We start from the raw sequence: 22753 nt of genomic DNA on the forward strand, positions 1-22753 counted from the left end.
GAGGTGATTTTATGATTTCAAAAGTAATCAACAGTTATGATATTCATATAAATGGACAACAATTACGAATTATTGAGAAAAACGAGCTGGAGACGGTATTACAAGACTATGAGAATAAGGCATTAATGCGGAATGAGCCGAGAGGGAGCAAATATGTTCGTTTACTTATCTTTCAATGGAGTGATGATGTTTTAGATGTAGAATTACACCCAAATGAAAGCGTTGACAATATTCGTATTTTATTAAAAGGGTGCATTTCCTCTCTTGTGGATCGTGGGAGAATAAACTCAAAAGAAAGCTATTTAGTAAGAAATAATGGCCAAATGTATGAATTTCAGCATGGATGTCTGACGACAGAAAAATTACCAGAAGTAGAGAAAAAACAAAATATGTATTTAGTCAACGATAAGAAGATAAAAGTCTATGAAGTTGACATGGAATTAGAAATTAAAAATATAACAGCTATTAAAGCGTATATTCACTCTAAGCAAGATGGAAATAGTGATTATCTGGTGCTTAAACAAGGAGAAAAACAAGTCGTTGCAAATAAAAAAGGAGATATCTTAGCTTATCCAATTATTGAAGTCGTTGCTGTATGTGCAAAGGAGTTCTCTCAGGAAATTATCACCTCTTTCACAGGATTAAAAATACATGCTGAAGATATGCAATTCAATTATTATTTGATATCTAATTCACAATTTTATATTGAGCATAGCGACATCTACGCTAAAGGATTTATCATTAAATAAAACAAGGGGCGGAAATATATGGTTAGAGAAAAGAAACTGCCAAGTATACCAGTATTATTGCTCATTTTGGTTTTGTTTGTAGTAATAATGTTTGGTTTTATTGTTATTTTAGAACTGCCTATCCAATTAGCTTTGCTCGCAATCTGGTTTGTAATTATGGGGTTTGGATTATATTTAGGTAATACGTATATAGAAATGGAAAAAGGACTTTTAAAAGGAATTTATGAAGGTTTAGGAGCGACGCTTGTTTTAATCGCTGTAGGTGCACTTATCGGCTCTTGGATTGCTGGAGGTATTGTACCGACGATGATCTATTATGGTTTGAGTATCATTAGCCCGAGTATCTTTTTGATGGCAGCAATGATTATCTGTGCGATTACATCTATTTCAACAGGAACATCATTTGGTTCAGCAGGCACAGCCGGCATAGCGATGATGGGTATCGGGGAGAGCTTTGGGCTGCCAACATATTTGGTTGCTGGGGCAGTTATTTCAGGGTGTTACGTTGGAGATAAAATGTCGCCATTATCTGATACAACAGTTATGACAGCTTCCTTGTCAAGAGTTGATTTATTCAGACATATAAGATCGATGTCATATGTATCTTTACCGGCTTTCGTGATTGCGGCAATTGCTTATTGGATTGTAGGTTTAATCATGCAAGATGGCAGCGGTGATCTGTCAATTGCAGAGAATACAATGGCCAGCCTGCAGGATACATTTCATATATCCTGGGTCATGCTGATTCCGGCAGTAGTGGTTGTCGTCATGCTGGCATTTAAACTACCATCCATACCGGTAATTATATTTGGAGCATTACTAGGAAGCGTGTGGGCAGTTTGGTTCCAAGGATATGGATTTATTGAAGCGATTGAGACATTGTATTCAGGAAGTGGAGTTACTACAGGAATTGATTTCATTGATAACCTTTTAGATCGTGGTGGTATTACTTTCATGCTTGAGGTTATTTTGTTGATTCTTCTAGCTTTAGGTGTCGGCGGATTGTTACAGTCCATTGGTGCCTTTACGGTAATCGGGGAGCTTTTTGCTAAATGGGCAACGAATACAGGTAATCTGACATTAACGACTATGATCGCAGCATTCTTTGGAATATTTTTTGGCGGAGCAGCTTACGTTTCAATGTTAACAGGCACGAAAATTACAGAAGCTAATTATGACAGGAAAAAAATAAGCAGATCCTTGTTATCAAGAAATGTAGAGGCAGGCGGTACGATTACAACGCCGATGGTTCCATGGTCAGATGGAGGGGTTTTTATGGCAACAACGCTGGGTGTCTCAACACTCGCATATTTGCCATTCTTCTGGTATGGATTTTTAGTTATTATCATTAACTTAATTTATGGTTATTTTGGATTATTTATTTTAGATAAAGATGATTATGAAAAAGAAAGGGATGAGGAGCATGAAAAAACAATTTGAAGGAGCATTTCCAGTATTAATTACACCAATGAATGAGGATTACAGCGTGAACTATGAAGGGTTAAAAGAAAATATCCAGTACTATTTGGATCAAAAAGTCCCTGGAATAGTGGTAGTTGGAAGTACAGGAGAATTTGCATCATTGGATGAAGCAGAAAAGAAGGAAATCGTCAAAATTGCTGGTGAAGTAGTAAAAGATACAGAGACAGATTTATTGGTCGGTATCGCCGATGAACGCACAGACAAAGTGTTAGAATATGCAAAACATGCCGAGGCAAACCATGCAGATGGACTGTTACTAATCAACTCATACTATATGACACCGACAGAAGAAGAGGCATTTGAACAATTTAAAGAAGTGAACGATCAAGTTTCCACACCGATTATGATGTACAACAATCCATTTACGGCTAATGTGAATTTGGAAAATGAAACGATTTATAAAATTGATAAAGAACTGGATAACGTGCAGTATATTAAAGAGTCGAGCGGAGATATAAGAAAGGTTAGAGCGGTGGCCGACAATACAGATCTTGTTCTGTTCTGCGGTGCTGATGATCTTGCATTAGAATCATTTGTCCTTGGAGCGACTGGCTGGATTTCAGTGGCAGCTAATATCGTACCGAATAGTGCAGGAAGACTGTATGAGCTGGTGAAAGCGAAGAATTATGACGGGGCAAAGGAGCTTTATAAGGATTTATTGCCGCTATGTGAATTTCTGGAGGACTCCGGGAAGTATGTTCAAATAGTGAAGAAGGCGATGGAGTTGAAAGGGTTAAATGGCGGGCCATCAAGAAAGCCCAGATTAGGACTTACTGAGGAAGAGATTACAAAGCTGAAAGAGCTTATGGAGAAACTCGATTAAAATTATCCAACAAATTAAAAAGGATTAGTCCTTACGTTTTGGACTAGTCCTTTTAATATTTCCCAGTATTTGATTTTTATATTTGTTTACGGTTCTTCTGGAAATAAAGATCCCCATCTCAGCTAAACATTTCGAGATTTTATTATCTGAAAGTGTTTCAAAGCCATCTATATCTTGAATTACGTATTTTATATAACTAACAGATAGGTTCTTATAACTCTTTTTAGACAACAATGCTTTTACTGAAAAGATTCCTCTAGGTGTAGCAATATATTTATTACAGAGTAACCTGCTGATGGTAGCGGGGCTCAGTTTGGTCTGTTCAACTAAATCTGTTTGATCTAAAGCATTCAAAAAGTCACTTCTCCCGGTTAAATAATCGTATTGGACATTTGCAATGATAGAAATTACTTGAGTTAAGTATATTTTCCTTGCATTCAAAATAGAAATAAGTTCTTCGTATTCCGTTTTAAACTTTTCCAACTCAGCGTTGAATGGATGGTTATTACAGTCGATTAATATCGGTTCATAAGAAATGCCTCCAGTAAGATAATCATGAATGATAACCTGTAATCCATTCTTTCCATATACAATGGAAGCATCAGGAGAAATATTTAATGTTTCTTCAGCATCTAAAGGGGTTAAATTACAATGAGCAGTAATTAAATCTATGTATTTTTTGAATTCAGTTTCTTCCACATGCGAATCTTTTAGAAAACTAAATGAATTTTGATGGATTTCCTCCAGGTTAGTTGAGAATAGATCAAATAGCTTTTCGTTATAAAAATCCTTATTTTTTAACTGGAATTTTATAAAATCTATCATATTCCGCGTTCCGATGCCTTTATTTTCATAAGTTTGTAATTGGTTAATCAACTGTTTCACTCTATTTATTGGCGTTTTAGTATAAATAGAAATTTTATATGGGTCTTCTTCTAAGAAACCTTTGGTATTGAGAGAATGAAGAATGAACTCCATCGTTAACTGATCCTGTGCATAAAGAATACAGCGGAAATGGGTTAGAATGTCATCGATTATATGTTGAGAATCAGTCTGCTTTTTAGAGATATAGGACATTGGGATTTTGTCTTCATATATGCAAATCAACGGATTTTCATTGTATTTATTCTGTATATAATTGTAAAGATCAGATTGATTATATTTAAAGAGATGGATGGAGTTAATGATGTAATGGTTTAAAGAGATACTTATGTCAGCGTTTACATTGTTTTGTATGGAAATCATGTAAGCCCTCCCTTGTATATGATTAAAGAAAACAAAAATTAAGAACATTTGTTAATTAAGATAATTTTATCCTTTCTAAAAATACAAGTCAAACAGAGAAAAGTAGATGTAATTTGATACTTTTTATAGAAATTTTTTCGCGCTATATGCATGCTTGAAGAAAAATTGTAAAAATAACCATTTACCAGTTTATTTACATCGAACTTCCAGAGTGGTATGATATATAGTATTCAACTTTTATACACGGGAATAAACAAAAGAAGTAGTACCCTGACGAACCCAAAATAAGTATAAAAACGGCTTTATTTTCAAAACAGTGATTAGCGGTATATTTGAAAATAACAGCGAAGCAATGCAAGAAAGACATTGTCATACTTGCATGACATGAATGGTTTATCCGTTTATTTCTTTTAAAGTTGAGTTGATTTCATGCAGCATTTGCTTATAGGCTCATCAATTACAGGTACCTCTTCTGTTTGGCGGTTTTACGATTCCAGTAATCTAGAAACCAAACGGCGGGGTATTTTTTAATTGTTTGAATATTTACGTAAGAGCAGCAATTTAGCTGGAATGGATGCTCCGTAATATATGGAAGCCTATATATGGCAAAAACAAATTAATATAAATAGAAAGGGACAGAAAGCTTATGACATCGAAGAACCCACAAGAGATCCTTAAGAGTATTCCGCAAAAAGGTTTTTTCGGACATCCTAAAGGGTTGTTTACATTATTTTTCACAGAGTTTTGGGAGAGATTTTCATACTATGGTATGAGAGCAATCTTACTTTACTATATGTATTATGCGATTAAAGATGGCGGACTGAATCTGGATAAAGGAACCGCTGCTTCCATCATGGCTATTTATGGCTCGCTTGTTTATATGTCAGGGATTATCGGCGGCTGGATTGCTGACCGTTTGCTTGGTACGAAACGCACCGTCTTTTATGGCGGCATATTGATTATGGCAGGTCATATTGCCTTATCCTTTCCGGGAGGAGTTACAGCTCTATTCGTATCAATGGGCTTAATTGTTATTGGAACAGGGCTGTTAAAACCGAATGTATCTAATATCGTCGGGGATTTATATGATAAAGAAGATCCGCGTACTGATGCCGGATTTAGTATATTCTATATGGGGATTAACCTTGGTGGTTTAATTGCACCATTTATTGTCGGAACACTCGGGCAAAAATATAATTTCCATTTAGGATTTGGAGTAGCAGCTCTTGGTATGTTAGTCGGGCTGATTATTTTCTTGGCTACAAGAAAGAAATATTTAGGTCTTGCTGGCTCTTATGTACCAAATCCTCTATCACCGGAGGAAAAGAAATCTGTATTTTTAAAAATGGGAATCAGCGCGATTGTGGTTATCATCGCAGGCGCTATTCTGATTTCTAACGGTATTTTAACCATTGATGGATTTATCATGTTAGTCAGTATATTAGGGATAATTATTCCGACTATTTACTTTTTAGTCATGTATTTCAGTAAGAAAACAACCAGTCAGGAGCAAAAGAGTTTACTTGCTTATATTCCGCTGTTCCTTGCAGCAATGGTGTTCTGGGCGATCCAAGAACAAGGAGCGGTTATTTTGGCACAATATGCCGATGAGCGGACAAGATTATCATTTGCCGGTTTTTCCTTACAATCATCTTGGTTCCAATCATTCAATCCATTATTTATTGTTCTGTTAGCGCCGGTATTTGCAGCACTTTGGATGAAGCTTGGCAAAAGACAGCCATCTACGCATAAAAAATTCTCACTAGGTCTGGTTTTTGCTGGTCTATCTTTCTTGAACATGATCATTCCAGCAATTTACGCAGGTCCTGATACGCTGGTAAGTCCAATATGGCTTGTGCTCAGCTTTCTGATTGTAGTATTTGGTGAGCTATGTTTATCACCAGTCGGTTTAGCAGCTACAACAAGAATGGCTCCTGCTGCATTCTCTGCCCAAACAATGAGTCTTTGGTTCTTGTCTAATGCATCGGCACAGGCAATTAATGCGCAAATTGTTAAACTATACAGCCCGGAAACCGAGATTCTCTACTTTGGAATTATTGGCGGGATTGCTGTGTTGCTAGGTGTAGTATTGTTCTTTTTCTCTTCTTTTTATAAAAAGAGAGTGTAATTGGATGGAATAGAACTTTGCACGCATGTGATTAACCATACAAATTTTTTTATAGCCACCCAACTGCTTACCAGGGCAGAGGGGTGGTTATTTTAATGATACACGTTGATAACCCACTTTATTGGGTCATGGTGAATTTGTGTTTATAGAGTATTGACATCCGGATTTATCATTGGAATTCGTCCGAAAAATATCCGTATAAAAAGGTGCGTTTCATAGATACGCAGCAAAAATTAGATGTACCACCCCTTTTCATTTAAGATAGAAATAGAAATTATATAGAAAGAGGATTTGAATTTGAAATGGTACCTATTAAAATGGAGCAGTTTATAATAGACTATTGTAAAAATAACCCGGCAGCAAATTAGAAAGAGGTTAAAACAGGCAGTTCAAGATAAGAAAACTGAAGTGACTTGCAGAGAAAGTATATGAGCAATTGGAAGTGCACTTGTTTATCAATAGCTGTTTCACCTGTTTAACGGGAGACACGGATTCCTCGAATGATTATGAGATTGACGAAGTTTGCTGGTTATAAATTTTACATTCCATAAAGTATTTTCTGTCCTTATAATAGCAACTTGTAGAAAAGAACCCATTATGATATTTTCAAATATGGGTTCTTTTCATGGGTTATCTGGCTTTTTCATAGTATGATTGCTTTGTTTTAGAAAATAATAATCGTAAGCTTATCAGTACCGCACTGCGGTAGTACAACTATGTTATTAACGAAGGAAGCAGCATTTTTAAATGTTTTATTAAAAATAAAGGAACAATCAAAGAGGAGGAAGTAAACATTTCATGAGTGACAGAAATAAAGGCATTTTATTGTTATTATTATCAGCGTTAGGATTTTCTTTGATGGCCATGTTTGTAAAGCTGTCAGGAGATGTGCCTACAATACAAAAAACATTATTTCGCAATGGAATCTCAATGGTTATTGCGTTGGGTTTTGTTCTTTATCATAGAGAACGGCTTTTTGGGAAAAAGGAAAATCAAAAATATTTACTTCTGCGCTCTGCTCTGGGGATGACTGGGGTATTGCTTAATTTCTATGCCATCGATCATCTAGTGCTTTCCGATGCGGATATGCTGAATAAAATGAGTCCATTTATAACCATTATTTTTGCTGCGGTTTTCTTAAAGGAATACGTGATGCGGTTTCAGGTGGTCTCTGTTATTATCGCATTTCTTGGAACGTTATTTATTATCAAACCGGTCTTCAATCTAGATATGGTTCCATATGCAGCAGGGATTTTATCCGCAGTTTTTGCAGGAGGAGCGTACACCGTTTTACGGGTGCTTGGGAATAAAGAACAATTTTATACGGTTGTATTTTACTTCTCGTTCTTTTCCACTGTGATTTTATTACCGCCTGTTATCTTGTTTTATCAGCCGATGAGCGGGCTGCAGTGGTTGTACTTACTTGCAGCAGGAGTGTTCGCTACGGTGGGACAGTTTGGGATTACCGTTGCTTACAAATTTGCTCCAGCAAAAGAAATATCCATCTTTTTCTACTCGACCGTTGTATATTCCGGTATTATCAGTATTGCGCTCTTTGGCCAAATCCCAGACATATGGAGTATCCTTGGCTATCTGGCCATATTCGGTGCATCCTTCTATATGTTCCTGCGAAATAATCGGGATTTGAAAGAGGTTAAAGAATAGCGCATTGAAAAACCTGCACTTGAATGGGTACAGGTTTTTTCCTTTGAAATTACCAAACGGCTATGATAAACTGATCCAAAATCAGAGGTGAGCAAAATGGTTTTCGTTAAAATAAATGATTCCTTCTCACAATTCCCTCATCATATCAACTAGCCTTGCTTTATCGATTTAACTTTTAAAAAATCGAATGAGGAAGGCTATTATTCATGAAATCGCATCCCGAATTAAGTAAATCACTTAACTCAGAGTGCGATTTTTTTTGTATTCAAAAACAGGAGGTAAGGAAAATGAAGAAGATAGATTATCAAAATGTAAAAGGAACACAAGATTATTTACCGGAGTCAGAAAGCGTACGGAGAAATATCCGGAGAACATTAGAGGATGTATTTATCCAATATGGATGTCAGCCGCTGGAAACACCTATCTTAAATTATACGGAATTGCTTGCTTCTAAATATGGCGGCGGTGCGGAAATATTAGAGGAGATGTACACTTTAACAGATAGAGGAGAAAGGGATTTAGCTCTGCGCTATGACCTTACGATACCTTTTGCCAAGGTGGCTGCAATGAATCCGACATTGAAGCTGCCATTTAAGCGGTATGAAATTGGTAAAGTATTTCGGGATGGGCCAATAAAAACAGGAAGATTGCGTGAATTTACCCAGTGTGATGTGGATATTGTCGGCGCAGATTCACAAATAGCTGAAGCGGAATTAATGATGATGGCGCTGGATGGCTTTGACAAGCTCGGAATGCAGGTGAATATTCAATATAATAATAGGAAATTATTAACCGGAGCATTGGAAGTGTTTGGTGTAGCGGATGCGAAAATCAATAAAGTGGTGCTGATTTTGGATAAGCTGGAGAAGGTAGGGGTGGACGCAGTTATAGCCGAGCTTGCTGAACTAGGGGTGTCAGATGATGCGGCCCGCTCCATTAAACAATTTTTGACAGATGACGATCATACGGACTTTATCCGCTTTGAATCATTATCTAATCAAAATGAACAAGTCAGACAGGGATTGCAGGAACTAAAAGAGCTGAAATCGTATCTTGATTATTTGGATATTAGCGACCAATGTATATTTAATCCGTTTCTGGCACGGGGGCTAGAAATATATACAGGTACCGTTTATGAAATGTTTTTAGCGGATGATTCGATGAAGTCAAGCATTGGAAGCGGCGGAAGATATGATAATGCAATCGGCGGACTGATAGGAACAGATGAAATTTTCTCTACCGTTGGAATCTCTTTTGGGCTGGATGTGATTTATACAGCGATGGCTGCTGCAGGAGGAATCGAACCTGCTGGAAGAGAGGTGGATTATTATATTATTCCTCTGGGAAGACAAAAAGAATCATTGTCTGTGTCAACATATTTCCGGGATAAAGGATATAACGTAGATGTGGAATTAGGCAATAAAAAGGTCGGTAAGGCGCTTGACAGGGCGAATAAAGAAAACATACGAAACGTGATTATCATTGGCGATGAGGAAGTCAGGAAGAATCAGTTTAACGTGAAGGATATGCTTTCGGGAAAAGAGACGATAGAATCATTTTCGTTTCGTTGAATAGAGGATTGGTGAGAAGTATAAGGGGAGGCAGGAATCTATATGGCCCTCTTTTTATAGATTCCTGTTCTGTCTATTTAATCAAAACTTATTTAGCAGGTATGCCGCCTTGCTTTATTCCGACGACACGAAGTCGTTTATAATCTGCAATCCACTGCCCTTCTTGGTACAGGGCATCCTTTAAGTTATTTTCTACCTGTATCATCACACGCTCTTTGATAGCTTCCGGATGATTTTCAAAGATATTTCCGCAGAACATTTCCATCCAATTTCTCAGCCCGTTGTCTCCCTCTAAGGGTGTCGGCCGATTGAAATGCTGGGCAAAGGTTACGTTAAATCCCGTTTCCTCCATTAATGCTGCATACTCTCCTATGCTTGGGAAGTACCATGGGAACTGTTCCGGTGTATAGGGAATTCCAGCTTTTTTAACCTGATGGATGATTTCATTTGTAATCGTTTGAACATTGCTTTTACCGCCAAACTCTGCAACAAATCTACCGCCGGGTTTCAAGCTGTTATAGATGTGCTGAAGTGCTTCTTTGGGCTGCTTTACCCAATGAAGTGTTGCATTAGAGAAAACGGCATCAAAATCATTGTTGTATTCGAGTTCTAAAACATCTTTTGGCATAAACATTATATCGGGATATTTATCGTTTGCCTTGTGCACCATATTTTCTGATTTATCTACGCCGGTTACAGCGGCGCCATGCTGATTGATTTGATGGGCTAAATCTCCTGTGCCACATCCGACATCAAGAATCTGTTCACCTTCTACGGGAGATAAAAGCTCTAATAAATGATTTCCAAATGATGATACAAAGGAATGATTCCCATCGTATAAATCTGCATTCCAGCTATCTTTTACATATTGTTCCATGATGCTTCCTCCTCATGTAGAATCTGTTGATTAAATCTGTGCGTATTAGTTGTATTATATGGGATGTATCTCAGCTTGCAAACTAAATTGTTTAATAAATGTTCATTCTCAAGTCACCGATGGAAGGATAACAGCATCCAATTTTGAGTAAGCCGGATAATAAGGATATACTTAAACATGCATGCCGTTTTTAACTGAATGGTATTTATTATACATATGGAGGTCAAAATATGAGAGTCTATTTAGCAAGCCCATTCTTTAATGAAAAAGAGATGGAGCCTTTAAAAGAAGCGGAACAAATTTTAGAAGCAAAAGGATTGGATGTTTTTTCACCGCGGAAAAACCAAATGGATCATTTGGAGGAAGGGAGCCGGCATTGGTCGATTGCAACATTTACCAATGATAAAAAGTTTATTGATTGGGCGGAAATCGTTGTTGGCGTTTATCATGGGAATTATTCAGATAGCGGAACAGCATTTGAATTAGGTTACGCCTATGGAACGAATAAACCGTTTATTGCAGTTCATGTAGGCGAGGACAGTAACTTGATGGTGCATGAAGGAGCTCATGCCAATGTCACCTTGGAAGAGCTGCGAGAATATGATTTTGAAGCAATGCCAAGCTCCTTTTATCAGGGGGAAATGTTCTGATTAAGTACAGCAGGGAATACCTTTTGATGGATGAAACAGTTCACCTATCAATGAAACAGTTCGATGAAAATCCTGTGATTACAGGATTTTTTATTGCAGAAATCGGTTAACCAAGTAAAGAAGTGGATTATAACATTAAAAATTATTGACATGAAACCTTTTGGTGTTATAATGAAAATAAAACCAAAAGGTGTTATATGAAGTGGGAAAAGAGGCTAGATGAATATGGAAAAACTTAAAGATATTGAACAGACAATTATTTTTAATGCTCCAATTGAAAAGGTCTGGGAAAAGGTGTCCACCTCAGAAGGAATAGCCGCTTGGTTTATGCCAAATGATTTTGAAGCGGAAGCAGGGCATGAATTTACCATCCAATCACCATTTGGGCCATCACCTTGCAAGGTATTAGAAGTAGACAAACCCAATAAAATATCTTTTGCGTGGGATACAGATGGATGGGTTGTTTCCTTCATTTTGAAGGATTTAGGAAATCGTACAGAATTCACACTTATCCATGGAGGCTGGAAAGAAGCAGAAGCAGTAATTACCAAACCGAATGAGAAGAGCTCTGTTATCAGAGAGAGAATGAATAAAGGATGGGAGAATATTGTGAGGGAAAGACTGAGAAAGGTTGTTGAAGTTTAAATGACAGCTGTAAAGAAACATGATGTTTTCCAAGCCATTGCGGATCCGACCAGAAGGGAAATTCTATATTTACTGTCAGATCAAAGGCTAGCTATCTCAGAAATCACTTCCCATTTTTCTATTACCCGAACAGCAGTAGTAAAGCACCTTACTATACTTTCTGAGGCGAAGCTTGTTTCAGGAGAAAAGGTTGGCAGAGAGAAAATCTATTACTTGCATGCAGAGCCGCTGACAGAAATAAAAGATTGGCTTTCCTATTTTGAACGATTCTGGGATAATAAATTGTCTATGCTGAAGTATTTGGTAGAGAATGAGGAAGAGGATAAAGCGTAAAAAACGACAAAGAAAAAGAGCCGCTTATTATCACTTTAAGCGGCTTCAACATGAAGAAATGCCTGTAACATTCCCGCTGAATGCAGTTTCGTTTTATACTAAGGTTATACCCTGATCTGCCTGTTCACTATACGTTTTAAAATTGTCTAATATCGCCTGCCAGCCATTTCTTTGCATCTCGATGGAGTTTTCAAATTCCCCTTCAAAGACCTCTGTGATCTTTGTTGTGTTGCCTTGAGACGTGAAAGCAATTGTCACCTTTCTTCCATCATTCAGTGTATAAGCAATGGTATCATGGAGGATTACCTCGTCATATATACCGCCAAAATCAAATCCAAAACTCCCATCCTTTGCTTCCATTCGAGTAATGAATTTATCGTCGGCTCTTAAATCATTCTCTGCCTTTGGTGCATGCCACTCTTTAGAAGCAACATACCACTTTGTGATATGCTCTGGCTCTGTCCAATAAGTCCATACGTTATCAACAGGTGCATGAACGGTTGTCTCCACGGTTATCATTTCCGGCTTATCTCTCTGCATTACAAAACCTCCTTGTGATTTAAAGTTCATTTGTATTTAGAATACCACTTTACATACAGCAAGGTTTCTTTTTTATTGCTATTTGTATTTAGATGATATGTGATAAGATTAGTAGTTATCAAGTGAATATTATATTGAAAAGAAATTACTTAACCTTCATTGGTAGCTTACATGAACACATTTTTAATAAAATGCGTAGTGCTGCTGAGAAAACTGCTTTGAAAGGAAGAATAAAATGATAAGAGAAGCAACGACAAATGATTTATCAGCCATTTTAGAGATTTATAATGACGCCATCGTGCATACTGCCGCTGTTTATTCTTATAAACCGCAAACATTGGAGAACAGAGAAGTATGGTTTAAGCAGAAAAAGGATGCGGGTTATCCCATATTTGTTTGTGAACAGGATGGAAACGTGGCGGGATTTGCTACATTCGGGCCTTTCAGAGATTGGCCGGCTTATAAATATTCCGTTGAACATTCTGTGTATGTGGACAAGAGCTATCGGAAAAAAGGAATTGCCAGCTTATTGATGCAAGAAATTATCGCTGTCGCCCGGGAAAGAGAATATATGACAATGATTGCCGGCATTGATGCTGCGAATAAGAAAAGTATTGCTTTGCATGAGAAATTTGGTTTTGAACATGCGGGCACGATAAAAAAAGCTGGCTTTAAATTTAAGCAATGGAGAGATTTAGCGTTTTATCAATTAGAGCTTAACGGACCGGAAAACCCTGTGGAAGAATAGATTAATGATATGAAAGGGAGCTTTTGCCTTGATTCGATTAGAATACTTTTCAAAAGAAGATTTCCAGCAATTAATTGATTGGGTGCCTGATGCTTCCTTTATTGTACAGTGGAGCGGTCCGACATTCCGTTATCCTTTGACGAACGAGCAGCTTGCAACGTATTTGGAAGGAGCGAATGAACCAGAGGCTTCTAAATACATATTTAAAGTGATTGATAATGGGACGAATGAAGTCGTAGGACATGTTTCGCTGGGGAAAGTGGATAGAAATAATCATTCAGCAAGGATCGGCAAGGTATTAGTTGGTGCTGCTGACAGCAGAGGAAAAGGGTATGGAGCTCAGATTATACATGCAGCATTAACATTTGCATTTGAAAAATTGAACTTACATAAGGTTACTTTGGGTGTGTTTGATTTTAATGTATCAGCCATTAAATGCTATGAAGCAGCGGGATTCCGGAGAGAAAGAATCTTGCAGGATGTGGCAAAAATGGGAGATGAATATTGGACGCAGATTGAGATGGAGATATTAGCTGGTGAGTGGGCAGAAAAAAATGACAGACGAAAGAGGCTGGGACATAACTAGCCAAAAATAATGAACAGATGGATTTCACATCGGATTTTAATGTGAAATCCATCTTTTTTTGAAATCATTGATAGGTAGGTACATAAAAAGCGGCTAGAGGCAGCGTATCTTCTCAGATTCACTGCCATTAAGGCGAATCCCAATTCATTTTCCACTTTGGGTTTTCCTCGTACAGAGAAACGAGTGAAACCCAAATTAGCCTTCAAGAATCCAAAGAAAGGCTCTACATCTATTTTACGTTTTCCGTAAAGCTTGCCCATTTCTTCATCTGAAAGCTGTTCTCGTATCGTCTTCTTTTGTGCTTCCCATTTTTCATTATAAAATATTTTTCGGTTGTTGCCTTCCTTTGCTTTGGTACATTGCTCTCGTAAAGGACAGCCTGTACAATCTTCACATTCATAGACCTTAAATTGTCGCTGGTAACCATACTTATCTGTCCGCTTGGCATCATAACGATAGGTAACAGCTTGTCCGTTTGGACAAGTAAAGGCATCTTGTTTGGCATCATAATCCCAGTTGGCGGTGTTAAAAGGATTGTTTTTATATTTTTTCTTCTTCTCCTTACGATACATATTGTAAGTGATAAGGGCAGTTCGTAATCGTTCCAGGGTGACATTTTCTATATTCTGTTCACTTCCATAAGCTGCATCTGCTACGAGGAAATCAGGCAACGCAAAATAATCCTTTTCTATCCGATCTAAAAAAGGAATCCATGTTCGTGTGTCCGTAGGGTTCGGAAAAATATCATAGGCTAATGCGTAACGTCCTTCCGTTGCCAATTGCACATTATAAGCAGCTTTCAACTGCCCATTCTTCATATGATCATCTTTCAACCGCATAAAGGTGGCGTCATGATCCGTCTTAGAATAGCTGTTACGTTCTTCTAAAATCTCCAATGCTTCTTCATATTTTTCTTTACGGCGAATGAAATCGTGTACCTTTTTTAAGGCTTGTTTTGGTTGCTTTCGTTCCGAACGCAAAACTTTTCGGTCTTGTGCTTCTTCCCTTGATTCGATTTGTTCCGTATAGGTTTGGACAGACTTATCCAAATCCGTTGCCATCTGTTGAAGTTCCTTTGTCGTTAGAGCCTCAGGGCTTTCCCGTTCGATTTCTGGAATAATTTCTTTTTCTACCAGTTCTTCATAGAGTGCATTCGATTTCTTGATAAGGTTTGCTTGATAGCGTTCAATCGATTTTCGCCAGACAAACGTGAATTTATTGGCATTGGCTTCGATTTTGGTTCCATCGATAAAGATAGCCTCTGCATCAATCAACTCTTTTTCCACCAGCTGACAACGAAACTGAACGAAGCACTGACGCAATAGTTCTTTTACTTCCGGATTCACACGAAAACGGTTGATGGTACGATAGCTGGGCTCATATCCTTGCGCAAGCCACATCATCCGCACACTGTCTTTTAATAATCCTTCGATTTTTCGGCCAGAGAACACTGACTGGGTATAAGCACATAAAATAATTTTCATCATCATACGCGGATGATAGGCTGGACAGCCTGTCTGACGGATAAAACCGGTGAAAGCTTCTTCTGGAATCTGTTCAATAAATTCATGGACTGTATAAGCTATATCATTTTCTTGTAATTTCATCTCGAAATCTAATGGCAAAACGATTTGATTTACGTTATAATATTTATACATAAGGATACCTCGATTCTGTTTTTGTAGTGGTACTTTAACTTTATCAGAAGGTATCCTTTTTTTGTACATTTATTTCATTTTTTTTATCCAATTAAAAAAGTGACTTCCTACTTGCCTTAGTAGAAAGTCACTTTTTCTGTTTTTACTGGGTTTTGTCCCAGCCTCTTTTTTTATTCTTTCCTTCAGGCTGAATCATGTAATTCAGTGATATTTTATTGCATCTTTGCTGGTTAAAATCTTCATTCAACCCATAAATGAAACTCTTTTCTGATTAAAACGTATGAATAAAGTATAGAAAAGAAAAGGCAGGTTTTAGAATATGGATTATGAAACAATCGTGTATGAAGAGCTTCGAGTTTGGCGTAATAAAGTTTTGAAAAAATCCAGTCTTTTTAATCAGTTATCGAAAAAAGCGCAAAAGAAAATAAATAGCATGATTCCTGAGAAGGCGCACCAGATCATTACAGGCAGCATTAAAAATATGGTGAAAGCGACATTGGCCGGATCCAATATGACAACGAAGAAACCTGAACCAACCGAACTTTCCTTGTTTGAAAGGGATCAAATAGCCAAAGAAAAGCTAGTTTCTTATCGTAAAACAGCAGTAGTTGAAGGAGCTGGAACAGGGGCAGGAGGTATTTTCCTTGGACTTGCAGATTTTCCGCTGCTGCTGTCAATCAAGATGAAATTTTTGTTTGAATTGGCAGCAGTCTATGGCTATGATGCAAATGAATATGAGGAACGGCTATTTATCCTCCATGTTTTCCAACTTGCATTTTCCAGCGATGAAAAACGGAAGGATACGTTTTATATAATCGAAAATTGGGAGCAGGAGAAGGAGCAGCTGGCTGATATGGATTGGCATGTTTTCCAGCAGGAGTATCGCGATTATATTGATTTGGTGAAAATGCTACAGCTCGTTCCGGGGGTTGGTGCAATTGTAGGTGCATATGCAAATCATAATCTGATGGACACGCTTGGAGAAACAGCAATGAATGCATACAGGATGCGCCATTTTGAGCTGCAAGCGGAGAAGTGAAAGGTTCCTATGAGGTCTCTGAGGAAGATGCTGCAGTATTTTAGGTGAATGAAGCTTCAATCGGGAAGCTCAAAAGGGCGTAAATAATATTGCTGCCCGTTTCCCAATGAACTTGATTATAAAAATATAAATGAGCTATCTGAAAAAAAACGCCTGCTGGAATAGAAAATGAGTAATGGGAGAGGGGATGGTTTTAACATTTTTCATTAAAAATTATTACAAAGTACTTGCATGAATCTAAAAATAACGTTAGGATTTATTTGTAATTGATTAATCACTTAATTTTTGGGCAGGTGCACTATGATGGTAAAATCAAAGAAGGAAAATCGGAAAGAAGAAATTCTAGAGGCTGGATTAGAAGTATTTGCAAAGAAAGGCTATTATAATGCAACTACCGCTCATGTTGCAGAAAAAGCTGCTATCTCTCAGCCGTATGTTTTTCGATTCTATAAAACAAAGGAAGAGTTATTCATTGCTGCCTTAGATCGGGCATTTGAAAGGATTCTGCAAACGTTTAAAAATGTGGAAGCAAGCCCGGAACAGCTCGTTGAAAAAATGATTGAAGCCTATGAAGAACTGTCCGAATTATATCCTAATGAGATTGCTTTGCAGGTAATAGGAATTTCCGTAACAGAAAAATCGATACAGCGTACTGCAAAAAAAGGATTATCTGACATCAGAAGCTATACTTTAGAAAGATTCAAGTCTGCCGGAATAAAGGATGCAGAAAGGGAAGCCAGTACGTTTTTAGCAAGAGGAATGCTATGTAATATTTCTTATTTCTTAGACCTTCCCGAGCTTATTGATGAGAAAACAAAATAAATAATCAATGAAAGTTGATTATTTATTTTTGCAAAGAAGTGATTGATTAATCAATAAATAATTTAGGGGGTGAGAATGTGAAATTACGTAAGGTAGATTATGTTTTTATTGGAATTATTGCTGTTTGTCTCATCAGCTGGTTGGATTAATTAGTTGCTAATCAATAATTAAAAGGTGGTTGAAAAAATGATGGTGAAAAATAAAAAGGAACATGCTGTTTCCACTTTATCTGTCGGATTAGGCATTGCTGTCGCTGTGATTGTATTGTTCACATATTGGGATTAATTCTTTTATTTATCAAGCTTATATTGAAGGTAATACCTTAATAGGCGTAAAAGATGTAACATGGAAATTATTTTTGTTTTTTAGTTATTGATTAATCAATAATCAAAAGAAGGGAGTATTGAAAATGAAAAAAGCAATTGTATTAGGCGCAACCGGGGGTACTGGTCAAGTTATGGTTTCAGAACTATTAGACAGAGGAAGAGAGGTCATTGCCTTCGGACGCTCTCAAAATAAATTGGAAGCATTAATGGCAGAACACAATCATCATTTGAATCTTACCTATCAGCTGGGAGACATATTTGATTGTCAAACGATTGTGGAAGCTGCTAAAGATGCAGATGTTATCTTTCAGTGTGCTAATATTCCATATCAGGAAATGGCGGAAAAATTGATGCCGCTGGGAGAAAGTGTGATGAAAGCAGCAGATATTTTGGGAAAAAGAATCGTGATTGTTGATGGCATTTATGTATATGGACACCAAGTTGCGAAAGGAGATGAAAACCATCCTCAACATCCACATACAAAAAAAGGTAAACTTAGAGTAGCTTTCGAACAATTGATATTCAGCGGAAAATGGAAAAGAGCAAAAGCTTTAATTGTCAGGTTGCCAGATTATTATGGCCCAACTTCACAAAATTCTTACTTGCAGCCTACACTTGATGGAATGGCTGCAGGTAAAATGTCCATTTTTATTGGTAATTTACAAACGCCCCGTGAATATGTTTATTTGCCAGATGCTGCTAAGATGATTGTGAATATAGCAGATAAAGACGATTCCTATGGAGAGAATTGGAACATACCAGGTGCTGGATTGATTTCAGGTAAAGAGATTATTCGAATTGCTCGGAAAGTAACAGGAAATCAGAAGGTGGTTATTCCTCTGACTAAAAATGTTATCCGGTGTATGGGTTTGTTTGATGCATTTATGAGAGAAATTGTTGAAATCATGTACCTTACCAAAGAAGGATTTATTTTGAGTGGAGATAAATATGAAAGACGGATTGGCCCCATTCCAGCAACTCCTTTTCAAAATGGGCTGGAAGAAACATTACTATCTTTAATAGGCAATAAAAATTAATGTTATAAAGTTAACAGGGGTAACAAAAGCTAATGGTGATAAAGTAAGATAATGAAGTAAATAATGGGGTCAATGTAAAGTTAAAGAGGCAAAGATATGAAAGTTCTCTACCATATACAAAGCAATTGACCCTTACAGTCTTTACAATGTTTGTTTTGTATATGGTATAAACCATTCATGCGTCACATATCATGCGATGCATTATTTTTTTGTCTGGAATGATTTTTATTCTTCACTTTATGAGAACCTGCCAATGGTTCGCCATAAGGCTGCTTTGGACTTTGCGGCAAATTAGGTTGTTCCTGCTGTTTTGGTCCTTTTCGGTTTTTCGTCATTTATATTCAACCTCCGTCGTGTAGTTATTGTGCTTTTGTATTTACAAACGTATTTTCATCCTCGATTAAGCCGCATGCTCCGCACTGTATTCTTCTCTCAGGCCCATTATAGGCGATGTGAAATACTTCCAGCGGCTCCTGCGTGTAATCATTTAATACTTCTCCTGTGCTGGCATCTAATTTGACCGGATTCGCTACTTGTTCAATGACATTGAAACGCGACCGGTTTGTTTTACATCTGGGACATTGATATGGCTGGCTCATCTAGAGCACCCCCGATTACTTTATTGTTATTTAAGGTATCTTATTGGTATTTTCTCTGATTTCTATGAAATTATACGGGTATTTTCATCTGTTGATTCATTTCCTATTTTTTAATCGTTTATCTAATGATTTAAATAATGTGTTGACAAAATAAAAAGTACATCATATAATTTATATTGAATTAAAAATAAATTAATTAATTATAGTTTGATTAAATATAAATTCAGAAAGAAGGGTGATGATAGGTAACTAAATGAAACACAGTTGGAAGCAGAATGGTCTCAAAAAGCGGTTATTTTTTCACTAAGTATAAAAAAGCTGAAATGAGGCATAAAAAGAACAGTTAGATATTGGGATGCAGCGCTCCAATAAAGGAGATGGTTCTGGCGAAGAAAAAGAGAGCTATTTTAAAGAGGTGTAAGAAATGGGATTTTTAAATAAATTATTTGGAAAATCAAATGAATCAAAGGAGATAGAAACGATGACAAAAACAAAAGTAGCAGTTATTTTTTATAGTATGGGCGGTACGAACTACCAAATGGCAAAATGGGCAGCAGAAGCGGCGGAAGCAAATGGCGCAGAAGTAAGAGTATTGAAAGTGCAGGAATTAGCTCCAGAATCTGCTATTGAAGGAAATCCGGCATGGAAAGCAACCGTAGAAGCAACCAAGGATGTTCCTGTTGCATCTTCAGAAGATATTGAATGGGCAGATGCACTTATCTTCAGCACGCCAACGCGTTTTGGTAATGTGCCTTCTCAAATGAAGCAATTCTTAGATATCCAAGGCGGACTTTGGGCTAGCGGAAAAACAGTGAACAAAGTAGTCAGTGCGATGTCTTCTGCACAGAATCCGCATGGCGGTCAGGAAGCGACGATCCTGTCGTTGTACACGAGCATGATGCACTGGGGAGCTATCATTGTACCTCCAGGCTACTCGGATGAATCTGTATTTGCAGCTGGCGGAAATCCTTATGGTACAAGTGTCACTGTTGATCAAGACGGAAAAATGGTGGAAGATGTGGAAGCGACAGTTAAGCATCAGGCACAACGTACAGTGACAGCTGCTGAATGGGTTAAAAAAGGAAATCAATAATTCATGCTATTAGAAAAGATGGCACCTTTCATTTGGAATGGTGCTGTCTTTTTTTGTATATCCGGAAAGCAGTGAGACGTTGCTTCATGAATTAGGAGAATAGTAAGTTTTTAAAAACATAGAGAAAACAAGTATAATGGCTTTATACCGCATTTAAATTCCTCCTAATAATTAAAAGGCAAAGAAAAACAATGTGAAAATAACTGATTACTCGCAAATTGCTGATAAATATGAGAGCAATACATATCGATTAGATGAAATGCAATTTGATAAGGATTTAAAGGAGTATCAATATAGATACCCTAAACCAATGTATCACGTGTTAGATTTAGCATGCGGGACAGGTATTTATCTTAATACTCAAATAAACCTGTTTTGATAGTCGAAACATGAGCTGGTACGGGCTTGATGCTTCAGAGGATATGTTGAAAAAGGCGAAGAACAAATTAAAAAATGTCTCACTCGTGCATGGTTTAGCTGAAGATATGCCCTACGAGAATGAAAAGTTTGATTATATCTCCAATAATTATGCTTTTCATCATTTTTTAAAGAAGGAAGCAGCGCTTGATGAAATATATCGTGTCTTGAAGAAAAACGGTGTATACAAGCTGCATAATATTGCTATCCATGATATGAGAAAATGGTGGGTATATCATTATTTTCCAACAGCATATGAAGAGGACGTAAAAAGGTTTTGGGAAAAGGAAGTTATTTTTGATGAGCTTTCAATAAGAGGGTTTAACACAGAACTGCAGATGACATATCGATTAGAAAAAATCAGGGTGTCGGATTATCTGGGGTATGCAGAGAATAGAGACATATCCATATTAACGTTGATTGATGATCAGGATTACCAAGAAGGGTTAGAGAAAATGAGATATGATGTGAAGCGTAATCCTAAAAAAACCATCGTCACTGATTTTGCAGAGATGTTTTGTATTTCGACAAAGGGGTAGTGTTTTAGAAAGAAAAAATCGTCTTTTTGGAAAGGGAAACAGAGGAGGAATTTAATGAGTGAAGAAGTAAAAGCAGCCGGCTGGGATGCAATTGATAATGCAATGGAAGCAATTTATGGGAAGCAGGAACCGAAGCATTATGGAACAGTGATCTCTTATTCGCTGGGCGGACCGGATCCATTAGATGGAATCAGCGCTTATCAATCAGAAACGCCAGGCTTGCACTGGCATATAGTTACATATGGATTTTCAGAGATTTACGAAAAAGAAACCGATAATCCAGAAGTAAGCGGTTTTGGGTTTGAATTAACGTTCAGATTGAAAAAAGAAGAAGGGGAAGAGGAACCGCCAGCCTGGGCGCTTAATCTGCTTCAGAATTTGGGAAGATATGTTTTTAACAGCGGTAATGTTTTTAAAAATGGAGACTATATGGATGCAAATGGTCCTATCTGTTTGGAATCAGATACGGCATTAACTGCATTGGCATTTATTACGGATTCTGAGCTTGGTACAATAGAAACAGAAAATGGTCAAGTGCAATTTCTGCAGATGGTTGGTATCACAAATGATGAGCTCGAAGCAATGCAGACGTGGAATACACGAGGTGTTCTCTCTGCCAGTTCCCCATATATGCCCGCGTTTATTACCGATTTAAAAAGAGATTCTTTACTAAATCATGCAGATGTCTCCCAAAAAGTTGATGAAGGAAGAGAACGGGAAGGATCCAATACAGGATTTCTATTTAACGATAATTTATCGTGGACTCCAGAAAAAAAGGGCTTATTCAGAAAAAAACCAGCAATGCTGACTCTGGGGGCAAAACAAACCGAAACCATAAGTAAAGTGCTGCGAGGGCGTCTCTTGAAAGGAAAGGCTCTGACATTGGCAGGTCCTGATATTGTCATTGCTATAGAGCCCGGGGAAAAGTCAGAATATGCAATGGAGAAGGATAAGGTGCGTCTAATTTTAGATGAGCAGAGTACAATCGAGTTGAGTGAGAAGCTGATTCCTAAAGAAGGTGTGGCGGAACTATTCTCGTTTGAACAGCTGGCTGTAAAAATTGTTAAAACATACATCAAAGATAATGAAGGAAATGTTGTTCAGGTAATTGGGTAAGAGAACTCATTTGAAAGTAAAATAACATTTCCTTGATAAATCGCTAAACACTTTTGAAAGAATAT

23 protein-coding genes are annotated in these 22753 nt (G+C 37.3%); 17 read left to right on the top strand and 6 right to left on the bottom strand.

Going from position 1 to position 22753, the window contains the following annotated elements; genetic code table 11:
* Positions 1–11 precede the first annotated feature (11 nt).
* From BN997_RS07970 to BN997_RS07980, 3 genes are read left to right on the top strand one after another with little or no spacing between them, the layout of a single operon-like run.
* Positions 12–749 (top strand): hypothetical protein, encoded by a 738-nt coding sequence (locus BN997_RS07970; protein WP_042531185.1) that lies wholly within the window; start codon positions 12–14, stop codon positions 747–749.
* A gap of 18 nt (positions 750–767) precedes the next feature.
* The gene (gene nhaC, locus BN997_RS07975; protein WP_042531187.1) at positions 768–2189 is read left to right on the top strand and encodes a Na+/H+ antiporter NhaC; all 1422 of its coding nucleotides are present in this window, start codon (positions 768–770) and stop codon (positions 2187–2189) included.
* Complete coding sequence (locus BN997_RS07980; protein ID WP_042531189.1) at positions 2173–3054, top strand: dihydrodipicolinate synthase family protein; 882 nt, start codon at positions 2173–2175, stop codon at positions 3052–3054. The genes nhaC and BN997_RS07980 overlap by 17 nt, the downstream gene beginning before the upstream one ends.
* Before the next feature lie 24 nt (positions 3055–3078).
* On the opposite strand, the gene BN997_RS07985 is transcribed toward BN997_RS07980, so the two are convergent.
* The gene (locus tag BN997_RS07985) at positions 3079–4299 is read right to left on the bottom strand and encodes an RNA polymerase factor sigma-54 (RefSeq protein ID WP_042531191.1); all 1221 of its coding nucleotides are present in this window, start codon (positions 4297–4299) and stop codon (positions 3079–3081) included.
* 646 nt (positions 4300–4945) lie between these two features.
* On the opposite strand from BN997_RS07985, the gene BN997_RS07990 reads away from it, so the two are divergent.
* The 3 genes from BN997_RS07990 (at position 4946) to BN997_RS08000 (ending at position 9663) form a co-directional block, all read left to right on the top strand.
* Positions 4946–6427, top strand: coding sequence for a peptide MFS transporter (locus tag BN997_RS07990; RefSeq protein ID WP_042531193.1), 1482 nt, complete (start codon positions 4946–4948; stop codon positions 6425–6427).
* Between the two features lie 798 nt (positions 6428–7225).
* Positions 7226–8092 (top strand): DMT family transporter, encoded by an 867-nt coding sequence (locus tag BN997_RS07995; RefSeq protein ID WP_042531196.1) that lies wholly within the window; start codon positions 7226–7228, stop codon positions 8090–8092.
* A 287-nt stretch (positions 8093–8379) separates the two neighbouring features.
* A complete protein-coding gene (locus BN997_RS08000; RefSeq protein WP_042531198.1) occupies positions 8380–9663 on the top strand; it encodes a histidine--tRNA ligase in 1284 nt (427 codons plus the stop codon).
* A gap of 88 nt (positions 9664–9751) precedes the next feature.
* Here the strand turns inward: BN997_RS08000 and BN997_RS08005 are convergent, their stop codons facing one another.
* Entirely contained in the window at positions 9752–10540 is a 789-nt protein-coding gene (locus tag BN997_RS08005; RefSeq protein WP_042531199.1) for a class I SAM-dependent methyltransferase, read from the bottom strand.
* Between the two features lie 230 nt (positions 10541–10770).
* Between BN997_RS08005 and BN997_RS08010 the strand changes: the two genes are divergently transcribed.
* From BN997_RS08010 to BN997_RS08020, 3 genes are all read left to right on the top strand, one after another.
* Positions 10771–11190, top strand: a complete 420-nt coding sequence (locus tag BN997_RS08010; RefSeq protein WP_042531201.1) for a nucleoside 2-deoxyribosyltransferase — start codon at positions 10771–10773, stop codon at positions 11188–11190.
* Between the two features lie 225 nt (positions 11191–11415).
* Positions 11416–11835 carry an SRPBCC family protein gene (locus BN997_RS08015; protein WP_042531203.1) on the top strand — a complete coding sequence of 140 codons (420 nt, stop codon included), beginning with the start codon at positions 11416–11418 and terminating at the stop codon, positions 11833–11835.
* On the top strand, positions 11836–12168 hold the full coding sequence (locus tag BN997_RS08020; protein ID WP_042531205.1) for an ArsR/SmtB family transcription factor: 333 nt from the start codon (positions 11836–11838) through the stop codon (positions 12166–12168).
* A 93-nt stretch (positions 12169–12261) separates the two neighbouring features.
* On the opposite strand, the gene BN997_RS08025 is transcribed toward BN997_RS08020, so the two are convergent.
* Complete coding sequence (locus BN997_RS08025; RefSeq protein WP_042531207.1) at positions 12262–12708, bottom strand: SRPBCC family protein; 447 nt, start codon at positions 12706–12708, stop codon at positions 12262–12264.
* 235 nt (positions 12709–12943) lie between these two features.
* Here BN997_RS08025 and BN997_RS08030 point away from each other — a divergent pair, with 235 nt between their 5' ends.
* The gene (locus tag BN997_RS08030) at positions 12944–13456 is read left to right on the top strand and encodes a GNAT family N-acetyltransferase (RefSeq protein ID WP_042531209.1); all 513 of its coding nucleotides are present in this window, start codon (positions 12944–12946) and stop codon (positions 13454–13456) included.
* Between the two features lie 28 nt (positions 13457–13484).
* The gene (locus BN997_RS08035) at positions 13485–14042 is read left to right on the top strand and encodes a GNAT family N-acetyltransferase (protein WP_042531211.1); all 558 of its coding nucleotides are present in this window, start codon (positions 13485–13487) and stop codon (positions 14040–14042) included.
* Here BN997_RS08035 and BN997_RS08040 read toward each other — a convergent pair.
* Positions 14039–15700, bottom strand: a complete 1662-nt coding sequence (locus tag BN997_RS08040) for an IS1182 family transposase (RefSeq protein ID WP_084612884.1) — start codon at positions 15698–15700, stop codon at positions 14039–14041. The two genes, BN997_RS08035 and BN997_RS08040, sit on opposite strands and share 4 nt — an antisense overlap.
* Before the next feature lie 319 nt (positions 15701–16019).
* Here BN997_RS08040 and BN997_RS08045 point away from each other — a divergent pair, with 319 nt between their 5' ends.
* The 3 genes from BN997_RS08045 to BN997_RS08055 all read left to right on the top strand — a co-directional run bounded on the left by BN997_RS08045 (position 16020) and on the right by BN997_RS08055 (position 18924).
* Positions 16020–16739: an EcsC family protein gene (locus BN997_RS08045; protein WP_042531213.1), complete on the top strand. Its 720-nt coding sequence runs from the start codon at positions 16020–16022 to the stop codon at positions 16737–16739.
* Positions 16740–17042: 303 nt separating this feature from the next.
* Positions 17043–17561: a TetR/AcrR family transcriptional regulator gene (locus BN997_RS08050; RefSeq protein ID WP_042531216.1), complete on the top strand. Its 519-nt coding sequence runs from the start codon at positions 17043–17045 to the stop codon at positions 17559–17561.
* A 409-nt stretch (positions 17562–17970) separates the two neighbouring features.
* Entirely contained in the window at positions 17971–18924 is a 954-nt protein-coding gene (locus BN997_RS08055; RefSeq protein WP_042531218.1) for an SDR family oxidoreductase, read from the top strand.
* Positions 18925–19106: 182 nt separating this feature from the next.
* On the opposite strand, the gene BN997_RS08060 is transcribed toward BN997_RS08055, so the two are convergent.
* Both BN997_RS08060 and BN997_RS08065 read right to left on the bottom strand, forming a co-directional pair.
* Complete coding sequence (locus tag BN997_RS08060; protein ID WP_040979436.1) at positions 19107–19259, bottom strand: small acid-soluble spore protein P; 153 nt, start codon at positions 19257–19259, stop codon at positions 19107–19109.
* A 24-nt stretch (positions 19260–19283) separates the two neighbouring features.
* Positions 19284–19523, bottom strand: a complete 240-nt coding sequence (locus tag BN997_RS08065) for a hypothetical protein (RefSeq protein WP_042531220.1) — start codon at positions 19521–19523, stop codon at positions 19284–19286.
* Between the two features lie 481 nt (positions 19524–20004).
* Here BN997_RS08065 and wrbA point away from each other — a divergent pair, with 481 nt between their 5' ends.
* The 3 genes from wrbA to BN997_RS08080 all read left to right on the top strand — a co-directional run bounded on the left by wrbA (position 20005) and on the right by BN997_RS08080 (position 22688).
* Positions 20005–20616 (top strand): NAD(P)H:quinone oxidoreductase type IV, encoded by a 612-nt coding sequence (gene wrbA / locus BN997_RS08070; RefSeq protein WP_042535902.1) that lies wholly within the window; start codon positions 20005–20007, stop codon positions 20614–20616.
* 389 nt (positions 20617–21005) lie between these two features.
* Positions 21006–21572 carry a class I SAM-dependent methyltransferase gene (locus BN997_RS22165; protein WP_244882350.1) on the top strand — a complete coding sequence of 189 codons (567 nt, stop codon included), beginning with the start codon at positions 21006–21008 and terminating at the stop codon, positions 21570–21572.
* Positions 21573–21626: 54 nt separating this feature from the next.
* The gene (locus tag BN997_RS08080) at positions 21627–22688 is read left to right on the top strand and encodes a suppressor of fused domain protein (RefSeq protein ID WP_042531222.1); all 1062 of its coding nucleotides are present in this window, start codon (positions 21627–21629) and stop codon (positions 22686–22688) included.
* The last annotated feature ends 65 nt before the right edge of the window (positions 22689–22753 follow it).

The organism is Oceanobacillus oncorhynchi (assembly GCF_000821065.1).
Classification (GTDB): Bacteria; Bacillota; Bacilli; order Bacillales; family Amphibacillaceae; genus Oceanobacillus; species Oceanobacillus oncorhynchi.

Excerpts from the sequence above, each read along its gene's own strand:
- BN997_RS08045 (WP_042531213.1), top strand. The coding sequence starts at position 16,020 with ATGGATTATGAAACAATCGTGTATGAAGAGCTTCGAGTTTGGCGTAAT.
- BN997_RS08040 (WP_084612884.1), bottom strand. The coding sequence starts at position 15,700 with ATGTATAAATATTATAACGTAAATCAAATCGTTTTGCCATTAGATTTC.
- BN997_RS08065 (WP_042531220.1), bottom strand. The coding sequence starts at position 19,523 with ATGAGCCAGCCATATCAATGTCCCAGATGTAAAACAAACCGGTCGCGT.
- nhaC (WP_042531187.1), top strand. The coding sequence starts at position 768 with ATGGTTAGAGAAAAGAAACTGCCAAGTATACCAGTATTATTGCTCATT.
- BN997_RS08060 (WP_040979436.1), bottom strand. The coding sequence starts at position 19,259 with ATGACGAAAAACCGAAAAGGACCAAAACAGCAGGAACAACCTAATTTG.
- BN997_RS07980 (WP_042531189.1), top strand. The coding sequence starts at position 2,173 with ATGAAAAAACAATTTGAAGGAGCATTTCCAGTATTAATTACACCAATG.
- BN997_RS08005 (WP_042531199.1), bottom strand. The coding sequence starts at position 10,540 with ATGGAACAATATGTAAAAGATAGCTGGAATGCAGATTTATACGATGGG.
- BN997_RS22165 (WP_244882350.1), top strand. The coding sequence starts at position 21,006 with ATGAGCTGGTACGGGCTTGATGCTTCAGAGGATATGTTGAAAAAGGCG.
- BN997_RS07970 (WP_042531185.1), top strand. The coding sequence starts at position 12 with ATGATTTCAAAAGTAATCAACAGTTATGATATTCATATAAATGGACAA.
- BN997_RS08010 (WP_042531201.1), top strand. The coding sequence starts at position 10,771 with ATGAGAGTCTATTTAGCAAGCCCATTCTTTAATGAAAAAGAGATGGAG.
- BN997_RS07990 (WP_042531193.1), top strand. The coding sequence starts at position 4,946 with ATGACATCGAAGAACCCACAAGAGATCCTTAAGAGTATTCCGCAAAAA.
- BN997_RS07985 (WP_042531191.1), bottom strand. The coding sequence starts at position 4,299 with ATGATTTCCATACAAAACAATGTAAACGCTGACATAAGTATCTCTTTA.
- BN997_RS08050 (WP_042531216.1), top strand. The coding sequence starts at position 17,043 with ATGGTAAAATCAAAGAAGGAAAATCGGAAAGAAGAAATTCTAGAGGCT.
- BN997_RS08015 (WP_042531203.1), top strand. The coding sequence starts at position 11,416 with ATGGAAAAACTTAAAGATATTGAACAGACAATTATTTTTAATGCTCCA.
- BN997_RS08055 (WP_042531218.1), top strand. The coding sequence starts at position 17,971 with ATGAAAAAAGCAATTGTATTAGGCGCAACCGGGGGTACTGGTCAAGTT.
- BN997_RS08000 (WP_042531198.1), top strand. The coding sequence starts at position 8,380 with ATGAAGAAGATAGATTATCAAAATGTAAAAGGAACACAAGATTATTTA.
- BN997_RS08080 (WP_042531222.1), top strand. The coding sequence starts at position 21,627 with ATGAGTGAAGAAGTAAAAGCAGCCGGCTGGGATGCAATTGATAATGCA.
- wrbA (WP_042535902.1), top strand. The coding sequence starts at position 20,005 with ATGACAAAAACAAAAGTAGCAGTTATTTTTTATAGTATGGGCGGTACG.
- BN997_RS08030 (WP_042531209.1), top strand. The coding sequence starts at position 12,944 with ATGATAAGAGAAGCAACGACAAATGATTTATCAGCCATTTTAGAGATT.
- BN997_RS07995 (WP_042531196.1), top strand. The coding sequence starts at position 7,226 with ATGAGTGACAGAAATAAAGGCATTTTATTGTTATTATTATCAGCGTTA.
- BN997_RS08020 (WP_042531205.1), top strand. The coding sequence starts at position 11,836 with ATGACAGCTGTAAAGAAACATGATGTTTTCCAAGCCATTGCGGATCCG.
- BN997_RS08025 (WP_042531207.1), bottom strand. The coding sequence starts at position 12,708 with ATGCAGAGAGATAAGCCGGAAATGATAACCGTGGAGACAACCGTTCAT.